The organism is Paraburkholderia solisilvae, assembly GCF_902859875.1.
Taxonomy (GTDB): domain Bacteria; phylum Pseudomonadota; class Gammaproteobacteria; order Burkholderiales; family Burkholderiaceae; genus Paraburkholderia; species Paraburkholderia solisilvae.
In genome coordinates, this window is sequence record NZ_CADIKF010000028.1 from 22,702 (window position 1) to 48,890 (window position 26,189).

The window sequence follows — 26,189 nt, forward strand, 5'->3', positions numbered from 1 at the left end:
GCCGGAATGGAACAGATCGACAGCAATAGTGTTCCAGCCGCATGTGCAGGGACTCGCTCAACCAGACTGCGGAAATTCTCCGCGACATACCCACTTCAAGTTCCGATTTCCAAAGGAAGCGCGTAGGTTCGTGGGAAACGATCATTGCCGCAACGCTCAATGCACGGAGACAGGACGTGGACACCGAAGCATTCGCTCGTTATATTTCAAAAGATATAACTGGAGAAAGCGGATGGACGCAGCAGCAAAGCAGGCAGTCGGAAGCAAATATCTGTTCGAATCGATGAAGTATGCGCAAGGCAAAACATGGGAGGTGGTCGATCGCCTCGCGCAGTTGATCCAACCTGGCATGCTCGAATCGGAGGCGACCGCTTTATGCAACGACGTGCTGAAGGAAGCAGGCATGGAGCGGATCTGGCATCCGGTGCTGGTGCGATTTGGCGAAAACACGCTGAAGACTTTCAAGCAGAGATCGGACGGCGACCCGCGGCTCCAGCCGAGCGATATTTTTTTCATCGATCTCGGCGTGGTCTGGAATCAGCACGAGGGCGACGCCGGCGCGACCTTCGTCGTCGGCAACGATGCGGAAATGAAGGCCTGCGCGGACGCCGCGAAAACGGTATTTGACGAGGTGGAGCAGCACTGGCGCCTGACCGGCGCAGGCGGCACAGCGCTCTATGACTTCGCGGCGCAACGTGCCGAGGCGCTCGGTTGGCGTCTGAATCTGGACATCAAGGGCCACCGCGTCAGCGACTTTCCGCATGCGATTTACAAAGCAGGCGATCTCGGCGATTTCGCGGATTGTCCCGACGCCGGTCTGTGGATTCTTGAAATCCAGCTTGCCCATCCGGCCCGGCCGTTCGGCGCATTCTACGAGGACTTGCTGGTCTGATCACGCTCGCTATACGTGGACATGTTCCGGCTTGTCGACAACGCACGCGTCAAAGGATGCGATTTCTTCCGGTATACCAGCGTCATGCGGGACGCTTCGCAATCCTCGATATCAACTCGTCCACCCGCGACAGGAACAGGCTGACAATCGGCGCTGTATTGCGAGGGCTGTAACCCATGACCAGCTCGATAGTCGGTACCTCCCCTTCCAGCGGCCGGCTCACGACGGACCACGGCATCAGGTTTTGCACATAGGCCGGTATCAACGTAACAGCGCGCATCGAAGCAATCAGCGACATCACCATCGCCGGGTTGTCGACGCGTTGCGCGACGTCTACTTCTACGCCCGCCTCCGCCAGATATGCGTCGATTACCTGTCTTAGCACTTTGGCCTTATCGGCCATCGCAATGAACGGCTCGTGCCGGAGATCGTCCGGCCGCACCGTTTTGCGCGCAGTCAATGGATGATCGCTCGGCATCAGCACGACGAGCGGCTCCCTGGTGACGACCTTGTACTCGAGGCCATAGCCGGGCTCCGCTCTCATGAACGCCACATCGAGCTTGCCGTGCGCCAATGCGGCGCCCAGTTCCGGCGAATAGTCGCTGGAGACGGTGACCTCGATAGCCGGCAACTCCTCACGCAACAGGTGCATCGCATCGGTCAGCCATGTCATTTCCTGACCGGTCAGAAAGCCCAGCGCGAAGCGCGGCCTCGCCGGCTGCGCCGCGCGCCGTGCCGCTTCGACCGCGGCATCCACCTGAGCCATCGCGAGCCGGGCATGATCGATAAAGGCCTTGCCCGCCTCGGTCAGTTCGACACCGCGCGCACTGCGAAGCAGCAGTGCCACGCCAACCTGATCCTCCAGATCGCGAATTTGCCGGCTCAGTGAAGGTTGCGACGTATGCAACCGGTTCGCGGCCGCCTCCGTCAGGCTGCCGGTCTCGGCAACCGCAATGAAATACCGCAGATGACGCAGTTCCATCGATTCGTCTCCTCATGCCTGTCAGGCATGCACCCCAGCTTCAAAAGTCTTTTTAATCGACTCGGGAAGCCTCTAGATTAGCCCCTGTAGACACTTTCCTTGCTGCGAACGCCAACCACTCATGCATCGTAGCGATACCTTACAGGAGTTTCTCATGACTGCCCCCGTCGTTCTTATCACTGGCGCGTTGACCGGAATCGGCCACGCCACCGCCGTCGCTTTCGCCCGCTCGGGAGCCCGGCTCGTTGTTTCCGGCCGCCGCCCGACCGACGGCGCAGCCCTCGAGGCCGAGTTGCGCGAGCTCGGTGCTGAAGCCTTCTTCGTGCAGGCCGACGTGCGCCATGACGACGAGGTCCGCCGTCTCGTCGATCAGGCCGTGTCCCGCTTCGGCAGGCTTGACATTGCTGTCAACAATGCCGGCACGGAAGGCACGCCCGGCCCGATCACCGACGCGTCGGCAGACAGCTATGCCGCCACTTTCGACACCAATGTGCTGGGCGTGCTGTTGAGCCTCAAGCATGAATTGCGTGTCATGACGACCCAACGATCAGGCAGCGTGATCAACATTTCGTCGACCTATGGCCACGAAGGTGCGGCCTATGCCGCCATTTACGCCGGCAGCAAGCACGCGGTCGAAGGGTTCACCAAATCGACGGCGCTCGAAGTGGCCGGCACGGGGGTGCGCGTCAATGCGGTCGCGCCTGGACCGACGGACACCGGCATGCTTGACCGCTTTACCGGCACACCGGAGAGAAAAGCGGTACTGGCAGGCACCGTACCGCTCGCGCGGATCGGCAACCCGGCCGATATTGCCGCGGCGGTGCTCTATCTGGCGTCCGAAGGCGCCGCATTCGTGACCGGGCAGATCGTCACGGTCGACGGCGGCAAGACGGCGGGCTGATCCGCACTTTCACAAATCTCACGTCGTCCGAAACGAGGAGCATCGAATCATGAACACATTGACCGGCAAGACCGCGTTGGTGACCGGCGCATCGCGCGGCATCGGCCGCGCCAGTGCGCTAGCGCTGGCGAAGGCCGGCGCCCAGGTGCTGGTTCACTACGGCAGCGGCGCGCAAGAGGCCGACGCCGTAGTCGCCGAAATACGGCAAGCGGCTGGCACAGCCGAGAAGATTGCGGCCGACCTGCGCGCGGCTGATGGTCCGCACCTGCTCGCGCAGCGCACGCGGGCGATCGTCGGCGGCCGCCTCGACATACTGGTTGCGAATGCCGGCATCGCCGGGGCCGCAACGATTGAAGAGACGACGATTGAACAGTTCGACGACCTGTTCGCGGTCAACGTGCGCGCGCCGTTTTTCCTTGTTCAGCAACTGCTGCCCGTGATGTGCAAAGGCAGCAGCATCGTGCTGCTTTCGTCGCTGGCCGCGCACGCGGCGCTCGGCACGCTAGCGGCCTATGCGGCCACCAAGGGCGCTATTGACACGCTTGTCAAACATTTCGGCGCCGCGCTCGGCGAACGGGGCATCCGTGTCAACGCGGTCGCACCCGGCGTGGTGCCGACCGATATGTCCAGTTTCGCGAAGACCGATGCGGGACGAAACTTCGCGATCGGCATTCAGGCGCTCAAACGCATGGCGGAACCGGACGACATCGGCGCGGCCGTGGCTTTCCTCGCCTCCGACGCAGCCCGCTGGGTCACCGGCGACACCTTGCATGTGGACGGCGGATCGAAGCTCTGATCCAACGTCATCTCAATTCCGAATGGAGAAAAATCATGAAGCTTTATCACGCCAGCGGGTCGCCTAACTCGCGCCGCGTTCGCATTCTGCTCGCGGAAAAGGGACTCGACATCCCGCTCGTTCCTGTCGATCTCGCGAACAGGGAGCAGTTCTCGGACGCGTACCGCGCCGTCAATCCGCGCGCGGTCGTACCGACTCTCGTGCTGGATGACGACACGGCAATCGGCGAAACGGCGGTCATCATGCGCTACCTCGACGATGCATTCGCGCAGACGCCGCTGTATGGAGTCACGCCACAGGAAAAGGCCATTGTCGCGATGTGGGAGCGGCGCGCGGAAATCGACGGATTTGCAGCGGTGATGGAAGGCGTGCGCAACGCCGCGGCGGGGCTGAAAGGGCGAGCCATTTCCGGGCCGCACGGATACGAACAGATTGCCGATCTGGTCGAACGCAGCAAGCGGCGCGTGACGAACTTTTATGACGATCTCGAGGCAAGACTGTCGAGCGTTCCGTTCGTCGCGGGCGAGCACTATACGGCAGCGGACATCACGGCGCTCGTTGCAGTGGATTTCGCCATCCGCGCTTTCGCAATGCCGATTCCTGATCATCATGTCGCCATCAGGAAATGGTACGAACGGGTTTCAACACGTCCCAGCGCGACGGCGTAACGCGTTCGACGGATGCTGCTTCCGTGTCGCGCGTGAGGTGCGCACGAACCCGAACGCGGCGCGCCACCGCGATATCACCGCCGGGCATGCGAAGCGCGCCGGCCGCCCTCAACCGCGCAACTCGCGCCGAAGATCGCCAATGCGGCGAGCAGCAGCGCCGGCCCGAACCAGTGCAATTCAAGCACGCCCACGCCGCGCGAAAGCAGCGCGGCGCCAAGGCCGGTGCCGCTCGCGACGCCGAGATACAGCGCCGTGCTGTTCAAGGCGAGCACGACCTGTACGTTCGACGGATCGGCGATCGCAACGAGACGCGCCTGCTGTGCGGGAAATAGCGACCAGCCGGTAAGCCCGAGGAAGAATACCGCGATCGCGCTGCGAACTTCGGACGCAGTCGCGTATTCGAACGCGGCCAGATCGGCTGTCGCGATCAGCAAGGTGATGGCGATGACACGCGCTGCGCCGAACCGGTCGGCCAGCAGACCTCCGATGCGGCTGCCGATCAGCGCGCCGATGCCGTAGACGAGAAAGATCGTGCTCACCGCCGAAGCGGAAAAGTGCTGCACGGTAAAGCTTGCGCCGAGAAAGCTGTAGAAGCCGAGAATGCCGGCATACCAGACGAGATTCGGCAACAGCGCGAGCAACGTGCGGCCGTGCGCGAGTGGGGCGAAACGTGCGCGCAGCGGCACGGCGACCGATGCCGCAGGCGCGTTGCCGCGCGGCATCAGCAGCGCAAGCGCGACCGCCGCAGCCACGCTGAGCGCGACGATGAAAGCGAATGCGCCGCGCCAGCCATACCAATGGCCGATCTGATTGCCGATCGGCACGCCGAATACGGTGGCAAGCGACAGCCCGAACGTCACGACCGACAGCGCCGCCCCTTTGCGTCCATCGGCCGCGAGCGACGCGGCGAGCGCATAGGCCGCCGGAGCATACATCCCCGCTGCGACGCCGGCGGCAATGCGCGCCACAATCAACGCACCCAGGCTTGGCGCAAGCGCGCAGAACACGTTGCCGATGCCGTACAGCAGGATCGCGGCAGCCGCGACCAGCCTGCCCGGCAGCCGCGCCGTACAGGCGGCGAGGAACGGCGCCGCGAGCGCATAGGTGAGCGCATAGGACGTCACAACCAGCGTCGCGGAGACCACTTCGACGCCGAAGTCGCGCCCCAGCGCCGGCAGCAGTCCGGAGACGATGTATAGATCTGTCGATATGGCGAACGCGCCGATCGCGAGCAGCCAGACGCGCGGGTCGAACGCTCGCGTACGCTTGCGCGCGCGATCCGATGCAATGCGTAAAAGGTTCGATGCCATTTCCCTCTCCCTGACCATGCCCGATTTCATGGGAAGAGGTTAGTGAAGCGCCGCGCTGCCGGATTGACCGTGAGCGGCGCCGGCATGCTCCGCGGGCGACGTTCGGCCGACGCCCGCCGGACGGCTATGGCCCGACGGCTAGTGTGCAGCGTCCATCGCTTCGCGTGGCGTCACACCATATTGCTTGCGGAACACCCTGCTGAAATGCGCAGGTGTGGCGAACCCGCATTGATACGCAACCTGCTGGATCTGCATGTGGTGCCTGCCTTCGTCCTGCGACAACAGATGCATTGCCTTCGCGAGACGCACACGCCACACGTAACCCATCAGCGTGATGCCTTCGGCCCTGAACAGCCGGTGCAGATGATCGACGGACGCGTGCGCATGCGTGGCCACCTGCTCGGGGTTCAATGCCGTGTCGCCGAAATGCTGCTCGATGACCCGTTTGGCGCGGTACAGGGTTGCTTCGCCGCTGCGCGCGCGGCGGCTGCCAGCAGCGGTATCGGCAACGACATCGAGCGTATCGAGCAACTGCTCGCCGAGCCGGCCTCGCACGCGCATGCTTGGCGCCTCGCCCTGCCGGGCTGCATGGAGCACGAAGTCTCGCAATGCGCGGACATCGGGCGCCGTCGCGTCGGCCGCGTCGAAACCACCGCCGGCGGCGCGGCGAAAGCCCCGCTCGAAAAGCGCTTGCTTCGGGAACTGCATCAGCACGATCTGCGTATCTTCTTCGAATGATTCCCGATAGTTCGCCGCGCAATCGACGAGCACCACGCTGCCGATCCCGAAGCGTTCGCAACGGCCGTCATGCTCGAGTTCGATCGAGCCGGACTGCACGAGCTTCAACGTCATCGCGTCCTTGCGCCATACCGCGGCGGGGCTGGCTGGACCGGCCGACGTCCATGCCTGCGAGCCGAACTCGGCGGTCGCCACCTTCACGCGTCCCAAAGCCCAGCTATGCACGCTCGAACGCGCATGCATCGTCGAACCGAGATCGCAATGCATGCCCCAGTTCTCGAAGACACGCTTTCTCCAATCGCGAAGATTCGCTTCGACTTCGAGGTCCGCCTTCGTGACAATCGAATCGCTCATGGCCGTTCCTTGCGGCAAGTCTAATGTGATTGACATCGCACACACAGGCGCGTTCCGCGAGTTTGAGGCACGCCATGCCGCCAGCGACGCATACTGCGGGCGCGCTGATTCGATTGCCGCCGGCGTGCAAGCGACGTGTCGCCACGAGACAAGCCGATGCAACACCACCGATGAACGAGCTTTGCCTTCGGCGCATCGAGCAAATCAACCGAAGCGAGCGAACTGTGCTCTACCGGGGTGCAAATGCAATACCCATTCGTCGCGAATGTCCGGTTAGCCGGCTTGCGTCTTGTCGAGCAAAGTCTTCAGGTCCGTCACCGTATAAGACATTGAGACACGATAGCCGGGACCGACGCGTACCGGCGCGAGATCGGAAATCTCTTCGCCGTCGACGACCGGCAGACTCAACTGTCCGTCGCCCGCCCATGCATCTGCGAAATTCGCATTGTCCATCACCGACATCACGAGTTCATGGACGGCCGGCTTGTCGTGCTGACCTGCGGCGAGTCGCGGAAAGTGTCGCAGATTCACAAGGGGCCGACTCGTCAGACTGAGTTTGGAGGGGTCGTCCAGCTTCGCGGTCAATGTCACTTCCGCCCGTGCGATGCGTTGCCCCGCGGTGGATGCCGTGGCGGCAAAACGTGCTCCAGGCTTGACGATGGCCGAGGCAGGACTCGACGCGGCAAAAGTACGAGTCTGGTGGATGGCGCCGAGGCGCTTCGGAAAGCCCTGAATCAGCCCGCGCATCAGCGACGAATCGTTGTCCACAAAGATGTATGGGCAATAGGCAACCGGTTGTGTGTCGTAGACCGCATCGACCAGCAGCAAGAATTCGCGATACTGGTAACGCGCCGGTTCCAGTAGCTCGTCGTTCTCGCCGGTGAACTGCCAGTCGACGAACATGGCGACCGCATGTCCGGCGGAGTTCGGATCCATCGCGAGACCAGCCGGCAGAATTGCGGCAACAGCGGCAACATCGGCCCAGAATTCGACGATCAGGCAGTCCCCTGAATAGTGCCACGGCGGCGGCGGTGCAATGTTCGATAGACCACGGGGCGAAAGCGGGATTGCATACGGTTTGGGCATGATGGCACTCCAGTGTAGATGGCCGAATGTGGACAGCTTCCGTCAGAACGGCGGCGAGAGGCGCATCGACACGAAGCAAACATCACGCATACCGAAGTTTAAAGTGCATACACACGTAATTTTCCAGATTGAAACGTGTGTGATCGGACTCTAGCCGCCAAGGCGCAGCGAAACGTTTTCCAGTTTCCGGTTGTCGGTCGACCAGAGCTGCTCGACCTGCGTCGCCATAGGATCGGGGAAGACATAGCTGTGCCCTTCTTCGATGCCCTTTACGATATTCACGGCCGCGTATTCCGGCGCGACCTTCGGATAGGGAACCGGTTTAGCCAGTTCCGTTTCTATAGGTCCGGGATAGATACCGACAACCACAATGCCGAACTTTTCCAAAGTCCCCCGCAGCGACTGGGTAAGTGAATGCACGGCGGCCTTCGAGGCGGAATACCCTGCCATTGCGGGAACTGAAGATAACCCGACCACACTGCTCAGGTTCGCGATCGTTCCGGATTGGCGCGCGATGAACTGTGGTGTGAAGGCCCTGACGACACGCAGCGTGCCAAAGTAGTTAGTCTGCACATCGTCTTCGAAAGTCTCCCAGGCGCCGGCCATATAGTCGCCAAAAGCCAATGAGCCTGCGTTGTTCACGAGCACGTCCACATCGGTTGCGACGGCTGCCGCCGCGTTCACCGATGCATCGCTCGTCACATCAAGCTGAAGCGGGATGACCCGTGAATCCCGGAAGTCCGGCAGGGTGTTCGGATTGCGCGCGCTGGCGTAAACGCGAGAGACACCAGCCTTCAGCATCTCCCGCACGATCGCTGCGCCGATGCCGCGGCTGGCGCCCGTTACCAGGACAACTTTATTCGAGAGCGACATTGTCTTCCCCTATATGTTTTGTAGAACAAAGAATATGGTGAAATTCTCGGCCCGCGAGGCCATGAATTGGAGTTCATCAAAGGAATGTCTGTCAGCTTGTTCCGTTTCGCGTCACCACGACTGGCTGGAGTACAAGCATGAACATCGACGGGCAACCGGCTTCGTCTGGCTAGAGCACTCGACGGAGGAAATCATGCATCCGGCTCGCTATCTCTTCGCTCCTGTCGGCCAAGGCGCAATGACCGCTGTCCGTCAACTGGATCTCTGCGTTTGGTACGACCTCGCGATATCGCTGCTGATTTTCCGCCGGGAACAAAATATCGTTCTTCCCGCTGACAACCAGCGTCGGCGGTGTCTGTGCACGCAGGTAGTCCTGAGCACGCTTGAGTGTGGAACCGTTGGTGCGGATGTCGTAGAGCAGATCGAGCGAAATATCCGCGGCACCGGGACGTTGCAACGAGGAATAATCCACCTGCCACTGCTCCGGGTCGATCAGCGACGTATCGCGTACACCGGTGACGTACAGATCGCGAACCACGTCGAGGGTGAGATAGTGTTGCCTCGCGTTGTCGCGACTCTCCGCCGTGCCGGCCTTCCAATATGGCACGAGCGGCCCGAACCATGGGCTTTCGCTCAGGAATAGCGGATTGTTTTGCGCGACCAGCGCTGTCATCCGGTGAGGCGTTTTCAGCATCACGCGATACCCGACGAGACCTCCGAAATCCGTTGCATACAGAACGTATTGCCCGATGCCGACCTTGTCGACAAACTTGCCGATGACTTCGCCGAGGGCATCGAATGTATAGGGAGCATGCGAGCGATCGGGTACCTCGCTGTTGCCGAAGCCAGGATAATCCGGAGCGAAAACATGGTAGTTCACTGACAGTTCACGGATGAGATCACGAAACATCGCCGATGATGACGGCCAGCCCGGCAGCAGCAGTACAACCGGTGCACCCGGCGCACCCGCTTCACGGTAAAAGACAGACGCTCCGTCGATATCCACCGTTCGGTAGCGTGTTGGAAAAGCCAGATTGCCGGTGAGCGACGATTTTCTATCCGGCCTCGTGCTCGGGGCTTTGGCCGACGTTGCGCTGGATGCGACCATGACTGCAGCACCAGCGAGAAAACTGGTTGCAAAGGAACGACGCGTGAGCATGAAGGGTTTATCCTGCAAAGGTTAAACGGAACGATCCGTTGTCGCGGTGAAAGCAAGCTTCGCGACGGCGTCCGGGACGCTCGTCGAGCGGAAATCGGACCGGATGCTTACCGCGCTTAAGTAAACGATTCCGTTTACACCCTCAATTTGTAAACGACATCGTTTACTTTGTCAACAGGATCCGCTATAAATATCAAGCGGGAATCACGAGGATGATGAGATGGGTCAGGACACAGAGATCGAAGGCAAAAAGCTCGAGATCGTGAAATATGCTTTCGATCGTTTCTACGAAAGCGGTTTCCACGCGACAGGAATGGAAGCTGCGTTGGCCGGCAGCGGCATATCCAAGCGCACGCTTTACAAGTATTTCCCGTCGAAAGAGGATCTGATCGAGGCCGTGCTGCGGTTCTATAGCGAGGTCGTCGAACACCAGCTCTTCGGTCCGGTCGAAAACATTAGCGATCCGCGCGAGCAGATCCTCGAATTCTTCGATGTCCGCAGGAATACGGATCGCATGCTCACGCGCGGCTGTCTCGGGATGAAGGCGGCGCAAGAATATGCCGGCAAGCATGACGGCATTGTCGAGCTTGGAATGAGCGCAAACTCGCGCGGTGAAGTGAGATTTTTCGAACTGTGCCGGCGGGCGGGTTTTGCCAAACCTCAGCGCCTCGCCAAGCAACTCAACCTGATTCTTCAGGGTGCCCTGGCACTCTCGCAGGCCTCGAACGATACAGCCCCGTTCTTATTGGCCAAAGACACGGCGTCCGCCCTTCTCGAGAAGGCCCCCTTGCTGCAATCCACGAGTGCAAGATCGAAGCACTAGATCATGCGGTTCAGGCATCGCTAGCGGCGCCCACCGTCGCGAAGGGGAACCCGACGGTTTGACTGACCTCCCAGACATCGAAAGAGCGATGGTGTCTTCCATTGCCTGGTCGATCGTACGTGCGACGCGTGACAAGCGCGCCTGGATGGAATAAAAACGCTTCAGGGAAGCGCCCCGACGATTGCCTGGTCATGCCGTTGTGTAATGGCGGGAAGTCGATCCCTGTTCGCTTCCCGGGGCTCGGGGATATTGTGCATATCGCGAAAGAAATCCTCATGGCGTCGCGGCGTCGACACCAGAATCTGCCTGGCAACGCCGTCGCTGACGTTGGTAAAGCCGTGGACCATTCCTTTCGGTACCGTCACTCGATCACCCGGACCCGCGAGACCCGTCTCTTCATCGATGACGTATTTGAAAACGCCTTCGATCACGATAAATAGCTTGTCCTCGCTGAACGAAATATGGCGCGGCGCGCCAAAGCCGGGCTTGACGGACATATCAAGCACAGTGAACGGACAGGAGCCGGGGTTGATGATTCTCGCGGTGATGCCTGCAAAATCTGTTGTCTCGAACTCATGCGTGATTCCCGCTTCCATCGTCACTCCTTCTTTCATGAACGGTTAGCGTCATGACGATTTTTGCAGGTCTTCGGCCATCCAGATAGGGGACAGGCGCAAACGCAGCGGCTACGATTCTAGCCAATCGCGGCGGGCGCCAGTGAATTGGACCCGGCTTCGAGGTGCCGCGCCAGCACCTGCGCAAACGACGCCACCTTTGGACTGAGGTCCGCTCGCGATGGATGAGTCAGACACATGCGGACCGTCAGGGAGAATTGCTCATCGAGGACACGGACCATACTGCCGGCCTCCATGTCTGCCCGGCAAAGGGATATCGGCAGGATGCCCACGCCCTGGTTGCACAGAACAAGTTCGCGAATGAAGGTAAAGCTATCGGCAACGATGTCAAACGCGGCAGGACGCGCATCGCTCGCAAAGCTTTCCAGGATCAGGCGCCGCAGTTCAGCGCGTTGGGGGCCGATAAGCGAAGCGACTTCCCTGATGTGTAGCGGAACGCCTGTTGTTTCAACATAGCGTTTGCTGCCGAACAGCCCGAGGTTCATGTTGATGACGCCGCGGATAATCGCATCCTGCGGGTTCGACGACCCGATACGCAGTGCCAGGTCAATGTTGTTCGCGACGAGGTCGAGCACCTCGTTGGTGTTGCGGATATGAAAGCGGACAGCCGGATGCCGTTGCCGATATTCGGCAATGGCTGCCGCAGCGATATGTGCGGGAAAATCCGCAGGGAGCGTCATGCGGATTTCACCACCAAACGATTCGCCGCCACCCGTCACGCTCGCGACGGCGTCGGTGAGAGAACTCATCGCATTCGCGCAATTCTGATAAAGCGTCTGGCCTTCGGCAGTCAGTGAGAATGCGCGTGTCGATCGCTTGAACAGACGCACCCCGAGGTTTTTCTCGAGTTTGCGGATCGTCGAACTGACCGACGAACGCGGCACATCGGTTTCGCGCGCCGCAGCCGCGAACCCGCCGGCCCGCACGACCGCGATAAAGGTTTGAAGGGCGTTGAGGTCCATGGCCGTCCAGCACTTGCTTTGGAAGTGCCCGAGTGTATAGCGGGCGCTTTTTCGTTGCCGCGAGATGGGTCGTCGCTGCCGGTCGAAGCGGTCGACCCGTGCTGAACCGGCGACGCGTTGGTGTAAACCATAAGGCGGCGGAAGTCGCCGGCGAAATCGGTGTGCAGCGCAGCAGCGTGCCGGTTGCCGCTCAGCCTTTCATCCAGATCGCGCCGTCTTGGCGTAGCGGGGCTCGTCTAAAACCAAACCGGCTTGCCATGTGTTTTCAAACGACCGCGGCGCTCACGTCTCGGCCGGTTCATGCCTCTCGCATCAGGCTATAGCTCGTCAATATCGGCCGATCAGCGCTGATGTGAGGATCGTCGACAATCCGGCGGTGCCGACAGCGCGCATTCGTTGCTTGACCTATACTGTTGGAAGTACTTCAGAAAATCGATCCACTACATTTTCTCAGTGCAGGTAACAGCATCGGGCACGGTGCGACTACCCAATTCATGGTCAAGCAGGCGGCGATCGGCTGCGTCGTTATTTCAGCCCAATCTTGGAGGAACGAAGCATGGAGGAGCGAATCATGTATAAAGCAATCGGCACATTAACCGCGGCCGTCGCCGCACTCGCGCTGTCGGGCGGCGCTCATGCGCAGAACAACACGCTGGCAACCCCGACGGTCGTGTCGCCGGCCGCCGCCGCCGTTACAACGAACGGCTACGGCACGCCTGGCGCGACCAACTCGGACAGCGGTACGTCGAACGCGAGCTCGCAGAAGGCCGCGAACACGAGTTCGACATCCGGCGCCACCGCGTACGGGGTCAACAACACGTTGGCGAGACCGAGCACCGTGTCGCCGGCCGCGAACAGCAATTAAGCACGGCGACCCGACGCGGATAAGCGCAAGACGAACCAGCGCTTCGATCGCGTCGTTCACGTCTGTCATTTGCCACTTGCCGGAAAAAAGGCTGCTGCTCTTATTGAACAGCAGCCTTTGTTTTCCCGCCGACCTCTTCTTTGCAGAGGCTCGTGATACACCAAATGATGGGAAATCCGTAGGGTGACCGAATAACAGCGACTGGCGACACACCAGCCACGCTATCGTCATTCCGGCTGAGCCGCCCCTTTAGCGGCCACCTCACCCGCGCCGCCGACCGCGCCCTCGCCCGCCGCTTCCGCATACGCAACCCGCACCGACGGCACAAACCACGCAAGACACAACCCGAGCAGCGCCGCCCCTTCTGCGAGCGACAGGCCGACGTGAATCGAATCGATCAGCGCATGCCGGGCCGCCTCCATCATCGGCCCGCCGACGTGGCCGGCCATGATCAGATGCTCGATCAGCGCGGCCTGCTGCGAGTGATCGACACGCAGGTCGGGGCTCGCGAACGACTGCAGCCATTGTGTCGCCTGATACGAATCGAGCGAACGGTGCACGCCGCTCACGTACAGGTGGCTCAACAGCGCGCCGGTCAACGCGGTGCCGAGCATCCCGCCGAAAATACGCAGCGATTGCAGCAACGCGGTTACCGCGCCGATGTGATCGCGCGCGACAATCTGCTGCGAGCAGATCGTCAGATTGGTGGCGACGAGACCGAGGCCAAGGCCGCTGAGCCCCATACACGACATCCACACGTAATGCGGCTGATGGCCGGTGATCCCGACGAGCGCGAGACAGGCCGCCGCGAACAGCGCGAAGCCGATATACATCAGCGCGTTCGCGCGCGGGATGCGCGTAACGAGCCGGTTGTTCAATACGCTGCCGACCGTCGTGCCGAGCAGCAGCGGCGTGATCAGCATGCCGGATTCATGCGGCGACATCGCGTAGCCGCCCTGAAACAGCAGCGGCACGTAGAACACCAGCGAGAACAGCGCGAAGCCGCCGAGCGCGGACATCACGAACAGCGCGGCAAGCCGCCGGTCGAGCAGCATATCGACCGGCACCACCGGGTAGCCCATCCTGCGTTCCCAGAACCACAGGATGGCGCCGCATGCGGCGGTGATCGCCGCGAGCACGATCGTCATCATGCTCACGCCCTCTTTCGGCAACAGTTCGATCAGCAGTTGCAACGCGCCGAAGGTCGCGGCGACCACACATGCACCAAGCCAGTCGAGCCTGATCGGCCCCGACTCGCGTAGATGCCGCAGCGGCGGCACGAAACGCAGCACGAACAGCAGCGATGCGAGGCCGACCGGCACGTTGACGAAGAACACGAAGCGCCAGCTCGCCGATTGCGTGAGCATGCCGCCGAGCGTCGGGCCGACGACGTTCGCAAGCCCGAACGCGGACGTGACGAACACGAGCCAGCGCAAACGCAGCCTCGGATCGGGAAACAGATCGGCGACCACCGCAAACACGGTGCCGATCAGAATGCCGCCGCCGATACCCTGCAGACCGCGCGCGACGACCAGAAACAGCATGTTCGACGCGATGCCGCACAACACCGAGGCGCCGGTGAACAGCGCAATCGCGGCCACCAGAAACGGCTTGCGCCCGAACAGATCGCCAAGGCGTCCGAAGATTGGAATCGTGATGACGGAAGCGAGCATGTACGAGGTGGCGACCCACGCGTACAGGTCGAAGCCCTTCAGGTCCGCAACGATGCGCGGCAATGCGGTGCCGACGATGGTCTGATCCAGCGCGACCAGCATCGCGACGAACGCGATGCCGAGCATCGCCAGCAACGATTCACGAAAGGGCAGCAACTGCCTGCCCGGTTGATAGGCGGCGATGGCGGGGATCATGATGGCTTCGGCAAGAGTGAAGACGCAAAGCGGCGCCGCGCGACAGCGTTGTGCAGACTGTGGCACCGCCGCTAACAATCGGCAAGTGACCGTTTGCAAGTCGCTGAAAGCACTCGAAAATGACAGACGTTTGCGCGCTTCGCCCGCTCACACCGCGAGCGCCGTTTGCATCGTCTGCACTGCTTGCCTGACTAACATCGGCTGCGCCGCGTTTATTCCCGCGCGTGTTTTTGCGTGGATTGCGCGGATTGCGCAGATTGCTTGCCTATCACGCGGCTCACACCGCCGCGGCGTAGCTCGACGTCCCGTGCTCCGCGTCGCCGAGCGCCGCCGCCGCGCGGCTTCTCGCGGTGCGTGCCGCGTCCCGCGCATCCTCTTCCCGCAGACGAAAGGCGCGCAGCGCAGTCTGCAAAATCACCGCCTGCTCCGTCAGCGAATGCGCGGCGGCCGCCGCTTCCTCGACGAGCGCCGCGTTTTCCTGCGTCAACGTGTCCATATGCGTAACCGCCAGATTCACCTGCTCGATGCCCGAACTCTGCTCGGCCGCCGCCGCGGCAATCTCCTGAATCAAACTGGTGACCTGCTCGATCGCGGTGCGCGCCTCGCCGATCGTGCCGCCCGCCTGTTCGACGAGTTGCGCGCCGCTGCCGACCTTGCTGACCGCGTTGCTGATCAGCTCGCGCACTTCTTTCGCCGCCGCGGCGCTGCGGTGCGCGAGCGAGCGCACTTCGGCGGCCACCACCGCGAAGCCGCGCCCTTCCTCGCCGGCGCGTGCCGCCTCGACCGCGGCGTTCAGCGCGAGAATATTCGTCTGGAATGCGATGCCTTCGATCACCGCAATGATTTCGACCATGCGCTGCGACGCGCCGGAAATCTCACGCATCGTCGCGACCGCGCCGGCGACCATTCCGCCGCCGTCGCCGGCGATCTGCGCGGCCTTCACCGCGAGTTGGCTCGCCGTTCTCGCGTGCTCCGCCGTCTGCCGCACCATCGAGGTCACCTGCTCCATGCTGGCCGCCGTTTCCTCGAGCGACGCGGCCTGGTTTTCGGTGCGCGTCGACAGGTCCGCGCTGCCGGTCGCGATCTCGCGTGCGCCGGTCGCGACGCTGTCAGCGGCCGCGCCGATCTGGCGCACCGTGCCGGTCAGCGCGTCGCGCATGCGCTGCATTACGTGCAGCAGGCTGTCGGCGTCGTCGTCGCGGCGCGTGTCGCGCTGCATGTGGCCCGGCGTGTGGCCCTTGCGCCCCTGCTTGCCGCCGCCCCGCATCGCGATCGCAACCGTCAGATCACCTTGCGCAATCGCGCCGGCCACGTGCGCCGCGTAACGCGGGTCGCCGCCTATCGTGCGCAGAATGCTGCGGTTGATCACCCAGACCAGCGACGCGAGCGCAAGCGCGAGCACGACGAACACGCCGCCGACCACATACAGCGATTCCATGAACGCCGCGTCGATATCGTCGACGTATGCGCCGGTCGCAATGATCCAGTCCCACGGCGCGTAACGCGCCACGTAGCCGATCTTGCCGACCGCCTGGGTCGATTGCGAATGCGGAAACACATAGTCGACGAAACCGCCGTCCGGCGCCTGCGCGACCTTCGCGAACGTCACGTAGTGGTGACGCCCGTCCGCATCGGCGTTTTGCGCGAGCGGCTTGCCGTTCAGCGCGGGCTTGATCGGATGCATCACCATGCGCGGCGTCGAATCGATCACGAGCAGATAGCCGTCTTCGCCGTAGCGGATATCGCGCAGCCGCGCGAGCGCCTCCTTGCGCGCATCGGCTTCGGACATCGCGCCGCTTTTCGCGAGCGCCGCGTACTCGCCGACAATCGACAGGCCGACGTGCGCGACATTGATCAGATCGTTCTTGCGTTCGTCAATACGAGTCTGCCGCGACAGCCATGCCGCCGACACGGACACCAGCAGCAACGCCACGAGGCTGACGATGAGCGGCAACCACAGCTTTTGCGCGAAACCGAGCTTATGCATGCTTTCCTGCGCCTCCGTCTCTTTATGGTGGAACGCGATCCACGCTTGTAATAAGGCACATCGTTTCCGCCGCATACGGGCGCATGCGACGGAGAAGGCAAAGCTCGACACGAAGACGATCTCTACCCGTTCCGTATAACGACCGGAACGGGCTGCGGATGAGTAGAGGGAAACCCTTGCCCGTCGATGCATGTTTTCAGGCGAAGGACGGGACTGCGTTGCGCCGCTGCTGTGCGACGCGTTGGGCTGGGGAGGTTTGGCGGGTTGGCAGGTTCGCGTTCAAGCCGGCTCATGCTGCGGCCAGTACGCGCGCATGCGCGTGTATGCGCACGCGTGTGCGAATGCAGCATGAGCCGTGTGGCGACGACGGCTTGCCGTTGCGCGACGACTCGCGCGAGTCTTGCGCCCCGCGCCATGCATGCTGGCGCGGGCAAGCGGAAGCGTTAGCCGCGCGGCCGATCGTGGTCGGCGACCCGATACGCCGGAGATGCCGGTGACGCCGGCGCCGCCAGATGCGCGTCCGGGGCGACGCGGCTGTCCGCGACGCGCGTCGCGCCATTGGCGACGGTCCCCTCCGCCTGCGCGAGCACTTCGCCGGCGGTCGCATCGATCGCATCGGTGAACGGCTTCGGATAAATGCCGATTGCAAGCACCAGCACCGCCAGTGCGCCGAGCAGCGCGAACTCGCGCTTGCCGACGTCCTTCAGTGCACCGACCCGCGCATTCGCGACCGCGCCGAAGATCACGCGCCTGGCCATCCATAGCGTGTACGCGGCGCTCAGAATCAGCGTCAGCGCGGCCAGCGCGCCGATCCAGAAGTTGAACTGGATCGCGCCCATCAGCACCATGAATTCACCGACGAAACCGGATGTGCCCGGCAAGCCGACATTGGCCATCGAGAACAGCATGACGAACACCGCGAAGCGCGGCATCGTGTTGACGACCCCGCCATACGCGTCGATCGATCCGCTTTGCGTGCGGTCGTACAGCATGCCCGAGCACAGCAGCATGGCGCCGGACACGATGCCGTACGACAGCATCTGCACGACCGCGCCTTCCATCGAAATGCGCGTGAAAACGAACAGGCCGAGCGTGACGAGCCCCATGTGCGCGATCGCCGAATACGCGAGCAGCTTGCGGATATCGGTTTGCACGAGCGCGACGAGGCTCGCGTAGATGACCGCGACAAGCGACAGCGTGATGACCGCCGGCGCGAAGAAGTGGCTCGCCTGCGGCACGATCGGCAACGCGAAGCGCAACAGCCCATAGCCGCCGATTTTCAGCATGCCGAGCAGCACGGCCGCCGCGGTCGGCCCTTCGAGGTGCACGTCGGGCAGCCATGTATGCACCGGCCACATCGGCACCTTCACCGAAAATGCCGCGAAGAAACACAGGAAAATCAGCACCTGGGGCATGAAATCGAGCGGCAGCGTACGCCATTGCGCGATGTCGAAGCTATGCGCTTGCGAGTACAGGTACAGCATCGCCGCGAGCATCGCGAGCGAGCCCGTCAGCGAGAACAGGAAAAACCGCAACGCCGCGTGGGCGCGATTCGATTGCCCCCACGTGCCGATCAGCAGATAGAGCGGGATCAGCGTCGCTTCGAAGAAGACGAAAAACAGCATGCCGTCCTGCGCGGTGAACACGCCCTGCATGAAACCGGACAACAGCAGGAACGCGCCGAAATATTGCGCGGTGCGCGTGGTGATGGACTGCCACGATGCGACCACGACGATCACGGTGGTGATGGCGGTCAGGACGGTAAACCACAGCGAAATGCCATCGACGCCAAGACGGTACGCGATGCCGAACGACGGCAGCCACGCATCGTTCTCGACAAACTGCATCGCCACGACATCATTGTGAAAGCCGGCGACCAGCGCAACGGCCGGCACGACTCCCGCGAGTGCGCCGATGAGCGCGATCCAGCGGGTACGGTTGAGCGCGCGATCGGAGCCGGCGCGCAGCACGACCACGCCAGCCACGATCGGAATCCAGATCAGCAGGCTGAGTAACGGACAGAATTGCATGAGATTGACTGGGACTTTAAGCACACAGGGACAGCCCTGCTGTCGCAACCGTAAGTGAAATGATTACAAACAGATTTCGGAGATGGAACGACAAGCGGGGAAACCGACGGGCGAAGTTGTGACTAGACCGTCAGGGTTAACGAGGATAACCGTTTTACAGGTCTTTTGCACTGCATCAAAAAAGAGCGAAGTGCTCAACGGATTATTGCTGTGCCGGGGGTTGCCAGAGCGAGTGCTGTTGTGCTCCGCACAACGGACAACGCTCCGGCAGAAAATGGCCGCCGTGTGCTGAATTTTTTTCAGCAATAACGGGACTTTTCGCCGCATCCGCATGTCGTCGAATTACCACGCGGGGGCGCGTTTTATTACCAAAAAATCGGACAAAAACGGGAAATCCCTGGCACGGCACGCGCGCGGATCGCGTTAGGCTCTAGCAAGGGAGGAGACAACCCGATGAGACAAGCTTTCAATATTGCAATCGTCGTGCTGGTTGGCTTTCTATTAGTCAATCGGGCCATCATGCACGTGCAGGCACACGAGCAAGGAGCGATCAGTTGCACCGACGGCGCGGACCTCGTGCGGCTGAACGCACTCGGCAAAGGCTTTTCCGATGCCGCGGCGAGCAACCAGGGCGAGGCGTTCAAATCGAACTGCTTCGTCACCGGGCATGCGCAGGTCGGCGATCTGATCGCGAGGGATTGAGCGCGGCGCGATCCGCGCTCGCGTGAAACCAGGCGGCGTCTTCCGGGCGCCGCTTTTTGTTTTTCTGCCGCCGGCTCGTCATTTGCGCGCCGCGCCTGATCGCTTCCGGTTTGCTTCTTTCATCCTGCACAATAACGAACCGCATTCGCTCGGCGATTCATAACAGGACATGCGTATGCATCTGAAAGGAAAAACGGTCGGCGTGATCGCGCCGGCCGGCGTGCCGGACCATGACGATGTCGCGCGCGGCATCGCGTTGCTGGAAAGCTGGGGACTCGAAGTCCGCGTCGGTGCGCATATCCGCGAACGTTTCCGCTATTTCGCCGGCACCCATGACGCGCGCCAGGCGGACCTTGCGTGGGCGCTGACCGACCCTTCGATCGATATCGTGTGGATTGCGCGCGGCGGCTACGGCTGCGTGCACTGTTTGCCCGCCCTTCCTCAGGCACTGCCGCGGCCGAAGACGGTCATCGGCTTTTCGGATGCGACATCGCTCTTCTGCGCGATGCAACACATGCCCGGCGCGCGGCTGATTCACGGGCCGTCGCTCGGCAGCCTCGCCGCGCATGTGGACGACGCGTCGCGGCAAAGCGTGCTGATCGCGCTAACCGACAGCGTCGCGCCGGCGATCACACTGCAGCACCTGCACGGAGCGCGTGCGCCCGTCAGTGGCCGCCTGCACGGCGGCAACATCACGACGCTCGCCAGTATGGCGGGCACACGCTGGCAGGCGGACTGCCGCGACGCGATCGTGCTGCTCGAAGACATCACTGAACTCGCCTACCGGCTCGATCGCAGCATCACGCTGCTCAAGGAAAGCGGCACGTTCGACGGCGCGCGAGCATTCGTGCTCGGTGAATTCGTGCGGTGCGCGCTGCCTGCGGACGCGGACTACACGCTGCACGATATCTTCGTCGACCTGCTTGCGCCGTACGGCGTGCCGGTCTTCGCCGGCGCGCCGATCGGACACGCGGCGCGCAACGTGGCGTGGACGTACGGTGCACCCGTGCGCCTCGAGCACGAACAGCTCGTGTTCGAATCGGCAGGCGAGGCGGCGCATGACGCGTCGGGCACGCTGCGTTCATTGGCGCCTGCGCGGTAAAGGCGACGCGATACGCACACGTTATCCGGTTGTAAAACGGCCCTCGCGTATCGCTTCTTATATGGCCGGCTTTTGCATATCGCTGCCCGGATGCCGCAGCTCAGGTATCGCGCTGCACGTGTCGTCAGTCATGTATCGCGCGTCGTGCATCGCACCTTGTATATCGCGCTCGCCTGTCACGACTCGCCTGTCGCCGCTCGCGTATCGACCCCTCGCGTATCACGCCACGCGCGGACCAAACATCGCTTGCCGCGCCACTAGCCCCGCCGGCACACGCACACACGCACACACGCAAGCCCAAGCTTGCATCCGCTTTACATCGCGCACCAACATGTGAACGCGACGCCCCGCTGAACGCACCAGTACAGGGCCGACGCACCGCGCGCAATCACGTTCAATCATCGCGTCGGCGCCTGCCTTATGAGGTATGCCGCCCTGCCCCCAAGCCCGCGATTCACGCGCCCACCCGCATCCTGCCTCGCTGAGCACGCCCGCGTGCCGAGCCCGTCCATGCGACTGGCATGCTTCTCGCTCATGCCGGCTGGCTTCGTATGTCCACGAAACAAACAACAACACACGCACCACACGCAATCTCGCAACGGAGAACTATTCGATGAACACCCCTGTGCAGTCGTTCGATCAGGCCGCCTCGCCCGGCGTGCGGACCGCGGCCTCCACGCGCTGGCGGCAGCTCGCGCTCGGCCTCGTCTGCATGATGACGATCTCGAGTCCGCAATACGTATGGACGCTGATGACCAAGCCGCTGATGGCGAAGCTCGGTATCTCGCTGCCCGAAGTGCAGGTCACGTTCTCGATCCTCGTGTTCCTGCAAGCGTTCTTCTCGCCGTTCCAGGGCGCGCTGATCGATCGCTTCGGTCCGCGCAAGCTGATCTCGATCGGCACGCTGCTCGCGGGCGTCAGCTGGATGCTCGCGTCGTACGCGTCGAACACGACGATGCTGTACCTCACGTATGGCGGCCTGGGCGGCCTCGGCACCGGCATCGTGTACGTCGGCGTGGTTGGCCTGATGGTGCGGTGGTTTCCGGACCGCCGCGGTATGGCGGCCGGCGCAGTGGCGGCCGGCTACGGGATGGGCGCGATCGTCACCACGTTTCCGATCTCCGCGTCGCTTGCATCACACGGCGTCGAATCGACACTGTGGCTGTACGGGTTGATCTTCGCGGCGATCGGCTTCGTCGCGGCGCAAGGCCTGCGGGTGCCGCCGCAAGCGGGCGAAAGCACGGCTGCCGCGACACGCGCGGCATCGGCCGGCGCACGCGAATTCCGTCCGTCCGAAATGCTCAAGACGCCGCTCTTCTGGCTGATGTTCGCGATGATGACGATGATGTCGACGTCCGGCCTGATGGTGACGTCGCAGATGGCCAGTTTCGCGGCCGACTTCGGCGTGAGCAAGGTGCTCGTGTTCGGCCTCGCCGCGCTGCCGCTCGCGCTGACGATCGACCGCTTCACGAACGGGCTGACACGGCCGCTGTTCGGCTGGGTATCGGACAAGCTTGGCCGCGAACACACGATGTTCTTCGCATTCGCGCTCGAAGGGATTGCGATGACGCTGTGGCTGCTCACGCGCGACGATGCGGTGCTGTTCGTGCTGCTGTCCGGTGTCGTGTTCTTCGGCTGGGGCGAAATCTTCTCGCTGTTTCCGTCGACGCTGACCGATACGTTCGGCACACGCTTCGCGACGGCGAACTATGGCTGGCTGTATATCTCGTTCGGCGTCGGTTCGATTTTCGGCGGCCCGCTCGCGGCGCTGCTGCATCAGCATACGGGCAGCTGGGTGCCGGTGTTCGCATGCGCGATCACGCTCGACATCGTCACCGCGGTGCTCGCGCTCTTTGTGCTGAAACCTGCGCGCGCGAAGTTCATTCGCATGCATCGCACGGCGCTCTGAACCACCGGCATGCCTGCACGATTGCGCTGACGGCTCAAACCGAATACCGGTTCGGGTCGTACCGACAGAAGCTGCCCGTCCGGTTCGCCTTGCAAGCTGCAAGGTCGAACCTCGCTGGCAGCTTCTCGCTGTCGGGCCCATCACTCACTAAAAGCAGACTCGGCATCGCCCTGCCGCGCGCAGCCTGGCGCCCACCCTGCCAGCCGGCATCAGCGCCGCCGCGGCCCGCCTCATTCCCGAGCACACCACACCCCCACCACGCCATCGGGCTCGTGCGTCTGCTCAGGCTTGCCGCACCAACGCTGAGTCTTTATCGGGGAACACAGGAGTCGGCTCGCCGGGCGTAAAGATCTGCGAATAGAAGATCTGATGCCGTGCATCCGGACGCAATGCAATGCCGTGATTGTCCTCCGGCAAGCGGTAAGTCCCATCGATGTCCCGTCCGAACCAGGTCGCAACGACGCTGCCGCTTTTCGCCGCGTAGGTCAGCGCAATGGCACGATCGAAGCGGCGCATTTCCGTCGGGGGCGCACTGGAAGGCCAAAAGAAGGTCTGCGGCCAGCGCGCGACGAGCGTCACCGTGTCGGTGCCGGGCGCTTGCGCCTGCGCCTCCTTTAGTCGCTGCTGCATGACGGGCAGCATGTGCTGTGCGGTCCGCTGCGCGCGTTCGCTCATCGCGTTGCCGTAGTAGTCGACCACGGCAGGATCGTTTGCGGTTCCCGGCGGAAACTCCGATGGTGCGGGCTGATTTTCGCTATTGCCATGTGCCCGCTCGAACTTCTCGATTTCGGGCGTCAATGCCTTCGTGTAAAACGGCGCGAACCAACTGACGACCGGGGTCGCGTTGAGCGACGCGAGCGTATGGCTTTTGCCCACTTCAGCAGATTCGGTATCCTGTCCTTTCTTCTCGAGTTCCGCCTGCTGCTGGTTCAATTGCAATGCGTGACCGACCTCCGAGAAATTGGGCAACGCAAGCGTGGCGAAGCCGATGGCCGGCGCTAACGGCGTCAGCACCATGGCCACGCCATTGGCGATCATGTGCACGGTAGCATCGGCGAAATTCCACTGTGCCTGCTGCGATTGCGGGTCGCGCGATAGATCGACGGCCGCGTTTTTCAGGTAATACGCATCGAAGCCGGTATTGACCAGCGCACCGAGCCCCATGCCCGCACGGTAGCCGCCGGCGATCAGCGGGCTGCGATTTCTGGCGGCCCATGCGAGATATTCCGCCGCGGTCATCGTCGTATTCGCGGCGGCGCCGACATAGTTGGCCGGCACCGGATTTTGCCGGGTGGCCGCGTATTGTCCCGGCAATCCCAACGCACCGACGCCCAGCCACACGCCATGATTGCCGCCCGAGTGGACATCCGCGCGCGCTTCGTGCTGCGTGGAGCGCTGTTTCTGGCCGGCGCCGTTGTTGGTGCCGCTCGTGCCGCTCGTGCCGCTCGTTCCCTTAGCGCCCGCATTGCCGCCGCGGCTCTGAGCGGCAGCGTTATTTCCCGGAGCGCCGCCGTTCCCGGTTTGCGTCCCTTGCCGCCCGTTCGCAGCGTAGTTCGTCTGCGCATTGCGTCGGGCCCGGACCAGTTCCGGGTCTTCATTCGCCGCTTCGTGAGATCGACTGCCGCCGCCCGTACTATTCGATGAAACGTGCACGCCATCACCTTCGGTCAGATCAGGTATTGAACCCGGATGAACCGATTCTAGAGAGACGATTGCGTGAGCGGTCCTATCTATTCACAGGCACGCGATTGTATGAGTGATCCTGTCTATTCACAGACAGGCGGCATTGTGAACAGCGATGTCAATGATGCGCGTACAGCGTCCGGTTCAGATATGCGATCTGCCCATCGCGCTGCGCCTGAACCAGTTCCGCGTAAACCTGCGCGCGGGTTTTTCCCAAATTCTCGGTATTGGGCGGGGACCACTGCGACGTTTGCGCTGGTGCGCCATTTTGCTGTTGCTGTGGCACTTCGTCGTTCGTTTGGCCATAAGCGGCCACGCTCGAAGCGGAAATAACCAGAACGGCCAACATCGTGAAGCGTGACTTCATAAGAAATTCCGTCCGTTAAGTGAAACACTGTCCTGCCGATAACGACGCACAGCATTTCCGCTATTCGCACATTCAGCGCGCAATACGCGACATCATTGCGCGATAGCGAATACCTGCTTGCATCGACATCGTCTGTTTCAATAACGCCTCGGATTCCTCTACTCTTCCATTCAACAAATCTCAATGTGCGCCATCAGAGGCGACCGTTAGCCGCGACGCGCCGTGCGTACGGCCGGCGCCGTGGAATCGCGAATCACGAGTTCCGGCAACGGCACCTTGTACGCGTCACGCTTCGCCTTGCGACCCTCGATGCGATCGATCGTCAACGCGACCGCTATCGATGCGATCGACGCGGTCGGAAAACTGACGGTGGTCAGCGCTGGCCTGAACTGATGCGCAAGATGAATGTTGGTCAAGCCGATCACGGATAGATCGTGTGGCACGTGTCGGCCGCAATCGGCTGCCGCCTGGATCGCGCCGAGCGCCATCAGGTCGTTCGTGGCGAACAGCGCGGTGAGCCGTGGATGCGCGGCGAGCAGGGTACGCGCGGCCTCATAGCCGCCTTCGATCGAGTCGCGGCACGATGCGGCCGGCAGCGCCTCGGTATCGATGCCGCGCGCGGCGAGCGTATCGACAAAGCCTTTGAGCCGCAGCGACTGCGGACCGCCCGACCCTTCGCCCAGCAACGCGCCGATGCGCCGGTGTCCGAGGCCGGCAAGATGTTCGGCCGCGAGCGAGCCCGCATGCGCGTAGTCGACCGTCACGCACGGCAGTGCGCGCGACGTCCTGGCGCCCTCCCACATGCATAGCGCGAGCGTCGAGCCGCGCGCGGCGATGCCTGCGAGTTCGTCCGCGCTGACATCGGTATTCATCACGATCACGCCGGCCGCGAGCGTGCCGGCGATCCTGTCGAGATACGCGCGCGCGATGGACGGATTGTCGTCCGTATTGCAAACCAGCAGGAAATAGCCGTGCCGGCGGGCCGCCGCTTCCGCCTCGAGCACGAACTCCGGGTAAAACGGATTGGAAATATTCGACAGCATCAACGCGAGCGTCGACGTGCGGCCTTCGGCCAGCGCGCGGGCGGTCAGGTTCGGCCGGTAGCCGAGCTCGCGCACCGCGGCCATCACGCGGTCCACCGTGGCGGGCCGCACTTTCTGCGGATTGCGCAGCACGTTCGAGACGGTCGCCGCCGTCACTTGCGCATGACGTGCGACTTCGGCGAGCGTCACCATCGGCAGCATGCCCGCATGCGGGTAAACGCGCGCCCGGAACCCGCGCGTTGCACTTCAAAGTGCGTCATATCGCGCATATTGCCCATATACTAAGATGACCTTCCAAAGGTTGCGTACGCGGAACGGCTCAGCTACTTTTAACGGCGCGGAGGGAGACGCCGCAGATGGTAAAGCAAATGAATGCATTGGCGGCAAAAATTTAAGCGCTTAAATTTTGCCGGTATATGCAGTCGATCGTCGCGGCCGGTAACGCTGCCGCGGC

Annotated in this window: 23 protein-coding genes; 9 read left to right on the top strand and 14 right to left on the bottom strand. The window is 62.4% G+C overall.

Annotated features, from left to right (window positions below):
- Positions 1-28 precede the first annotated feature (28 nt).
- Positions 29-892: a M24 family metallopeptidase gene (locus tag HV675_RS17980; RefSeq protein ID WP_246270365.1), complete on the top strand. Its 864-nt coding sequence runs from the start codon at positions 29-31 to the stop codon at positions 890-892.
- Between the two features lie 82 nt (positions 893-974).
- Here the strand turns inward: HV675_RS17980 and HV675_RS17985 are convergent, their stop codons facing one another.
- On the bottom strand, positions 975-1,874 hold the full coding sequence (locus HV675_RS17985) for a LysR family transcriptional regulator (protein WP_175112286.1): 900 nt from the start codon (positions 1,872-1,874) through the stop codon (positions 975-977).
- Between the two features lie 154 nt (positions 1,875-2,028).
- On the opposite strand from HV675_RS17985, the gene HV675_RS17990 reads away from it, so the two are divergent.
- Genes HV675_RS17990 through HV675_RS18000 form a run of 3 tightly spaced genes read left to right on the top strand, consistent with a single transcriptional unit; the run spans position 2,029 to position 4,239 of the window.
- Positions 2,029-2,775 (top strand): SDR family NAD(P)-dependent oxidoreductase, encoded by a 747-nt coding sequence (locus tag HV675_RS17990; RefSeq protein WP_175112287.1) that lies wholly within the window; start codon positions 2,029-2,031, stop codon positions 2,773-2,775.
- A 49-nt stretch (positions 2,776-2,824) separates the two neighbouring features.
- Positions 2,825-3,571: an SDR family NAD(P)-dependent oxidoreductase gene (locus tag HV675_RS17995; RefSeq protein ID WP_175112288.1), complete on the top strand. Its 747-nt coding sequence runs from the start codon at positions 2,825-2,827 to the stop codon at positions 3,569-3,571.
- 35 nt (positions 3,572-3,606) lie between these two features.
- Complete coding sequence (locus tag HV675_RS18000; RefSeq protein WP_175112289.1) at positions 3,607-4,239, top strand: glutathione S-transferase family protein; 633 nt, start codon at positions 3,607-3,609, stop codon at positions 4,237-4,239.
- Between the two features lie 74 nt (positions 4,240-4,313).
- On the opposite strand, the gene HV675_RS18005 is transcribed toward HV675_RS18000, so the two are convergent.
- The 5 genes from HV675_RS18005 to HV675_RS18025 all read right to left on the bottom strand — a co-directional run bounded on the left by HV675_RS18005 (position 4,314) and on the right by HV675_RS18025 (position 9,759).
- The gene (locus HV675_RS18005) at positions 4,314-5,549 is read right to left on the bottom strand and encodes an MFS transporter (protein ID WP_175112290.1); all 1,236 of its coding nucleotides are present in this window, start codon (positions 5,547-5,549) and stop codon (positions 4,314-4,316) included.
- A gap of 138 nt (positions 5,550-5,687) precedes the next feature.
- On the bottom strand, positions 5,688-6,641 hold the full coding sequence (locus HV675_RS18010) for a helix-turn-helix transcriptional regulator (protein WP_175112291.1): 954 nt from the start codon (positions 6,639-6,641) through the stop codon (positions 5,688-5,690).
- Between the two features lie 273 nt (positions 6,642-6,914).
- Positions 6,915-7,727, bottom strand: a complete 813-nt coding sequence (locus HV675_RS18015; protein ID WP_175112292.1) for an acetoacetate decarboxylase family protein — start codon at positions 7,725-7,727, stop codon at positions 6,915-6,917.
- 150 nt (positions 7,728-7,877) lie between these two features.
- The gene (locus HV675_RS18020) at positions 7,878-8,600 is read right to left on the bottom strand and encodes an SDR family NAD(P)-dependent oxidoreductase (RefSeq protein WP_175112293.1); all 723 of its coding nucleotides are present in this window, start codon (positions 8,598-8,600) and stop codon (positions 7,878-7,880) included.
- Between the two features lie 169 nt (positions 8,601-8,769).
- On the bottom strand, positions 8,770-9,759 hold the full coding sequence (locus HV675_RS18025; protein ID WP_175112294.1) for an alpha/beta fold hydrolase: 990 nt from the start codon (positions 9,757-9,759) through the stop codon (positions 8,770-8,772).
- A gap of 220 nt (positions 9,760-9,979) precedes the next feature.
- Here HV675_RS18025 and HV675_RS18030 point away from each other — a divergent pair, with 220 nt between their 5' ends.
- Positions 9,980-10,582, top strand: a complete 603-nt coding sequence (locus tag HV675_RS18030) for a TetR/AcrR family transcriptional regulator (protein WP_175112295.1) — start codon at positions 9,980-9,982, stop codon at positions 10,580-10,582.
- A 161-nt stretch (positions 10,583-10,743) separates the two neighbouring features.
- Here the strand turns inward: HV675_RS18030 and HV675_RS18035 are convergent, their stop codons facing one another.
- Together HV675_RS18035 and HV675_RS18040 are read right to left on the bottom strand one after the other, a co-directional pair.
- Positions 10,744-11,178 (bottom strand): cupin domain-containing protein, encoded by a 435-nt coding sequence (locus tag HV675_RS18035; RefSeq protein ID WP_175112296.1) that lies wholly within the window; start codon positions 11,176-11,178, stop codon positions 10,744-10,746.
- 98 nt (positions 11,179-11,276) lie between these two features.
- On the bottom strand, positions 11,277-12,179 hold the full coding sequence (locus tag HV675_RS18040; RefSeq protein WP_175112297.1) for a LysR family transcriptional regulator: 903 nt from the start codon (positions 12,177-12,179) through the stop codon (positions 11,277-11,279).
- 571 nt (positions 12,180-12,750) lie between these two features.
- On the opposite strand from HV675_RS18040, the gene HV675_RS18045 reads away from it, so the two are divergent.
- Positions 12,751-13,044: a hypothetical protein gene (locus HV675_RS18045; RefSeq protein ID WP_175112298.1), complete on the top strand. Its 294-nt coding sequence runs from the start codon at positions 12,751-12,753 to the stop codon at positions 13,042-13,044.
- A 227-nt stretch (positions 13,045-13,271) separates the two neighbouring features.
- Here HV675_RS18045 and HV675_RS18050 read toward each other — a convergent pair whose 3' ends face one another.
- The 3 genes from HV675_RS18050 to HV675_RS18060 form a co-directional block, all read right to left on the bottom strand.
- Positions 13,272-14,912, bottom strand: coding sequence for an MFS transporter (locus HV675_RS18050; RefSeq protein WP_175112299.1), 1,641 nt, complete (start codon positions 14,910-14,912; stop codon positions 13,272-13,274).
- 277 nt (positions 14,913-15,189) lie between these two features.
- Positions 15,190-16,899: a methyl-accepting chemotaxis protein gene (locus HV675_RS18055; RefSeq protein ID WP_175112300.1), complete on the bottom strand. Its 1,710-nt coding sequence runs from the start codon at positions 16,897-16,899 to the stop codon at positions 15,190-15,192.
- A gap of 443 nt (positions 16,900-17,342) precedes the next feature.
- Positions 17,343-18,929, bottom strand: a complete 1,587-nt coding sequence (locus tag HV675_RS18060; RefSeq protein WP_175112301.1) for a complex I subunit 4 family protein — start codon at positions 18,927-18,929, stop codon at positions 17,343-17,345.
- 453 nt (positions 18,930-19,382) lie between these two features.
- Here HV675_RS18060 and HV675_RS18065 point away from each other — a divergent pair, with 453 nt between their 5' ends.
- The 3 genes from HV675_RS18065 to oxlT all read left to right on the top strand — a co-directional run bounded on the left by HV675_RS18065 (position 19,383) and on the right by oxlT (position 22,642).
- The gene (locus tag HV675_RS18065; RefSeq protein ID WP_175112302.1) at positions 19,383-19,631 is read left to right on the top strand and encodes a hypothetical protein; all 249 of its coding nucleotides are present in this window, start codon (positions 19,383-19,385) and stop codon (positions 19,629-19,631) included.
- Between the two features lie 175 nt (positions 19,632-19,806).
- Positions 19,807-20,733 (top strand): S66 peptidase family protein, encoded by a 927-nt coding sequence (locus HV675_RS18070; RefSeq protein WP_175112303.1) that lies wholly within the window; start codon positions 19,807-19,809, stop codon positions 20,731-20,733.
- Positions 20,734-21,346: 613 nt separating this feature from the next.
- Positions 21,347-22,642 (top strand): oxalate/formate MFS antiporter, encoded by a 1,296-nt coding sequence (gene oxlT, locus HV675_RS18075; protein ID WP_175112304.1) that lies wholly within the window; start codon positions 21,347-21,349, stop codon positions 22,640-22,642.
- A 282-nt stretch (positions 22,643-22,924) separates the two neighbouring features.
- Here oxlT and HV675_RS18080 read toward each other — a convergent pair whose 3' ends face one another.
- From HV675_RS18080 to HV675_RS18090, 3 genes are all read right to left on the bottom strand, one after another.
- Complete coding sequence (locus HV675_RS18080) at positions 22,925-24,295, bottom strand: hypothetical protein (RefSeq protein WP_175112305.1); 1,371 nt, start codon at positions 24,293-24,295, stop codon at positions 22,925-22,927.
- A gap of 148 nt (positions 24,296-24,443) precedes the next feature.
- Positions 24,444-24,692, bottom strand: a complete 249-nt coding sequence (locus tag HV675_RS18085; protein ID WP_175112306.1) for a DUF4148 domain-containing protein — start codon at positions 24,690-24,692, stop codon at positions 24,444-24,446.
- A gap of 206 nt (positions 24,693-24,898) precedes the next feature.
- Positions 24,899-25,927 carry a LacI family DNA-binding transcriptional regulator gene (locus tag HV675_RS18090; RefSeq protein ID WP_175112344.1) on the bottom strand — a complete coding sequence of 343 codons (1,029 nt, stop codon included), beginning with the start codon at positions 25,925-25,927 and terminating at the stop codon, positions 24,899-24,901.
- Positions 25,928-26,189: the final 262 nt, after the last annotated feature.

Excerpts from the sequence above, each read along its gene's own strand:
- HV675_RS17985 (WP_175112286.1), bottom strand. The coding sequence starts at position 1,874 with ATGGAACTGCGTCATCTGCGGTATTTCATTGCGGTTGCCGAGACCGGC.
- HV675_RS17990 (WP_175112287.1), top strand. The coding sequence starts at position 2,029 with ATGACTGCCCCCGTCGTTCTTATCACTGGCGCGTTGACCGGAATCGGC.
- HV675_RS17995 (WP_175112288.1), top strand. The coding sequence starts at position 2,825 with ATGAACACATTGACCGGCAAGACCGCGTTGGTGACCGGCGCATCGCGC.
- HV675_RS18000 (WP_175112289.1), top strand. The coding sequence starts at position 3,607 with ATGAAGCTTTATCACGCCAGCGGGTCGCCTAACTCGCGCCGCGTTCGC.
- HV675_RS18005 (WP_175112290.1), bottom strand. The coding sequence starts at position 5,549 with ATGGCATCGAACCTTTTACGCATTGCATCGGATCGCGCGCGCAAGCGT.
- HV675_RS18010 (WP_175112291.1), bottom strand. The coding sequence starts at position 6,641 with ATGAGCGATTCGATTGTCACGAAGGCGGACCTCGAAGTCGAAGCGAAT.
- HV675_RS18015 (WP_175112292.1), bottom strand. The coding sequence starts at position 7,727 with ATGCCCAAACCGTATGCAATCCCGCTTTCGCCCCGTGGTCTATCGAAC.
- HV675_RS18020 (WP_175112293.1), bottom strand. The coding sequence starts at position 8,600 with ATGTCGCTCTCGAATAAAGTTGTCCTGGTAACGGGCGCCAGCCGCGGC.
- HV675_RS18025 (WP_175112294.1), bottom strand. The coding sequence starts at position 9,759 with ATGCTCACGCGTCGTTCCTTTGCAACCAGTTTTCTCGCTGGTGCTGCA.
- HV675_RS18030 (WP_175112295.1), top strand. The coding sequence starts at position 9,980 with ATGGGTCAGGACACAGAGATCGAAGGCAAAAAGCTCGAGATCGTGAAA.
- HV675_RS18035 (WP_175112296.1), bottom strand. The coding sequence starts at position 11,178 with ATGGAAGCGGGAATCACGCATGAGTTCGAGACAACAGATTTTGCAGGC.
- HV675_RS18040 (WP_175112297.1), bottom strand. The coding sequence starts at position 12,179 with ATGGACCTCAACGCCCTTCAAACCTTTATCGCGGTCGTGCGGGCCGGC.
- HV675_RS18045 (WP_175112298.1), top strand. The coding sequence starts at position 12,751 with ATGTATAAAGCAATCGGCACATTAACCGCGGCCGTCGCCGCACTCGCG.
- HV675_RS18050 (WP_175112299.1), bottom strand. The coding sequence starts at position 14,912 with ATGATCCCCGCCATCGCCGCCTATCAACCGGGCAGGCAGTTGCTGCCC.
- HV675_RS18055 (WP_175112300.1), bottom strand. The coding sequence starts at position 16,899 with ATGCATAAGCTCGGTTTCGCGCAAAAGCTGTGGTTGCCGCTCATCGTC.
- HV675_RS18060 (WP_175112301.1), bottom strand. The coding sequence starts at position 18,929 with ATGCAATTCTGTCCGTTACTCAGCCTGCTGATCTGGATTCCGATCGTG.
- HV675_RS18065 (WP_175112302.1), top strand. The coding sequence starts at position 19,383 with ATGAGACAAGCTTTCAATATTGCAATCGTCGTGCTGGTTGGCTTTCTA.
- HV675_RS18070 (WP_175112303.1), top strand. The coding sequence starts at position 19,807 with ATGCATCTGAAAGGAAAAACGGTCGGCGTGATCGCGCCGGCCGGCGTG.
- oxlT (WP_175112304.1), top strand. The coding sequence starts at position 21,347 with ATGAACACCCCTGTGCAGTCGTTCGATCAGGCCGCCTCGCCCGGCGTG.
- HV675_RS18085 (WP_175112306.1), bottom strand. The coding sequence starts at position 24,692 with ATGAAGTCACGCTTCACGATGTTGGCCGTTCTGGTTATTTCCGCTTCG.
- HV675_RS18090 (WP_175112344.1), bottom strand. The coding sequence starts at position 25,927 with ATGGTGACGCTCGCCGAAGTCGCACGTCATGCGCAAGTGACGGCGGCG.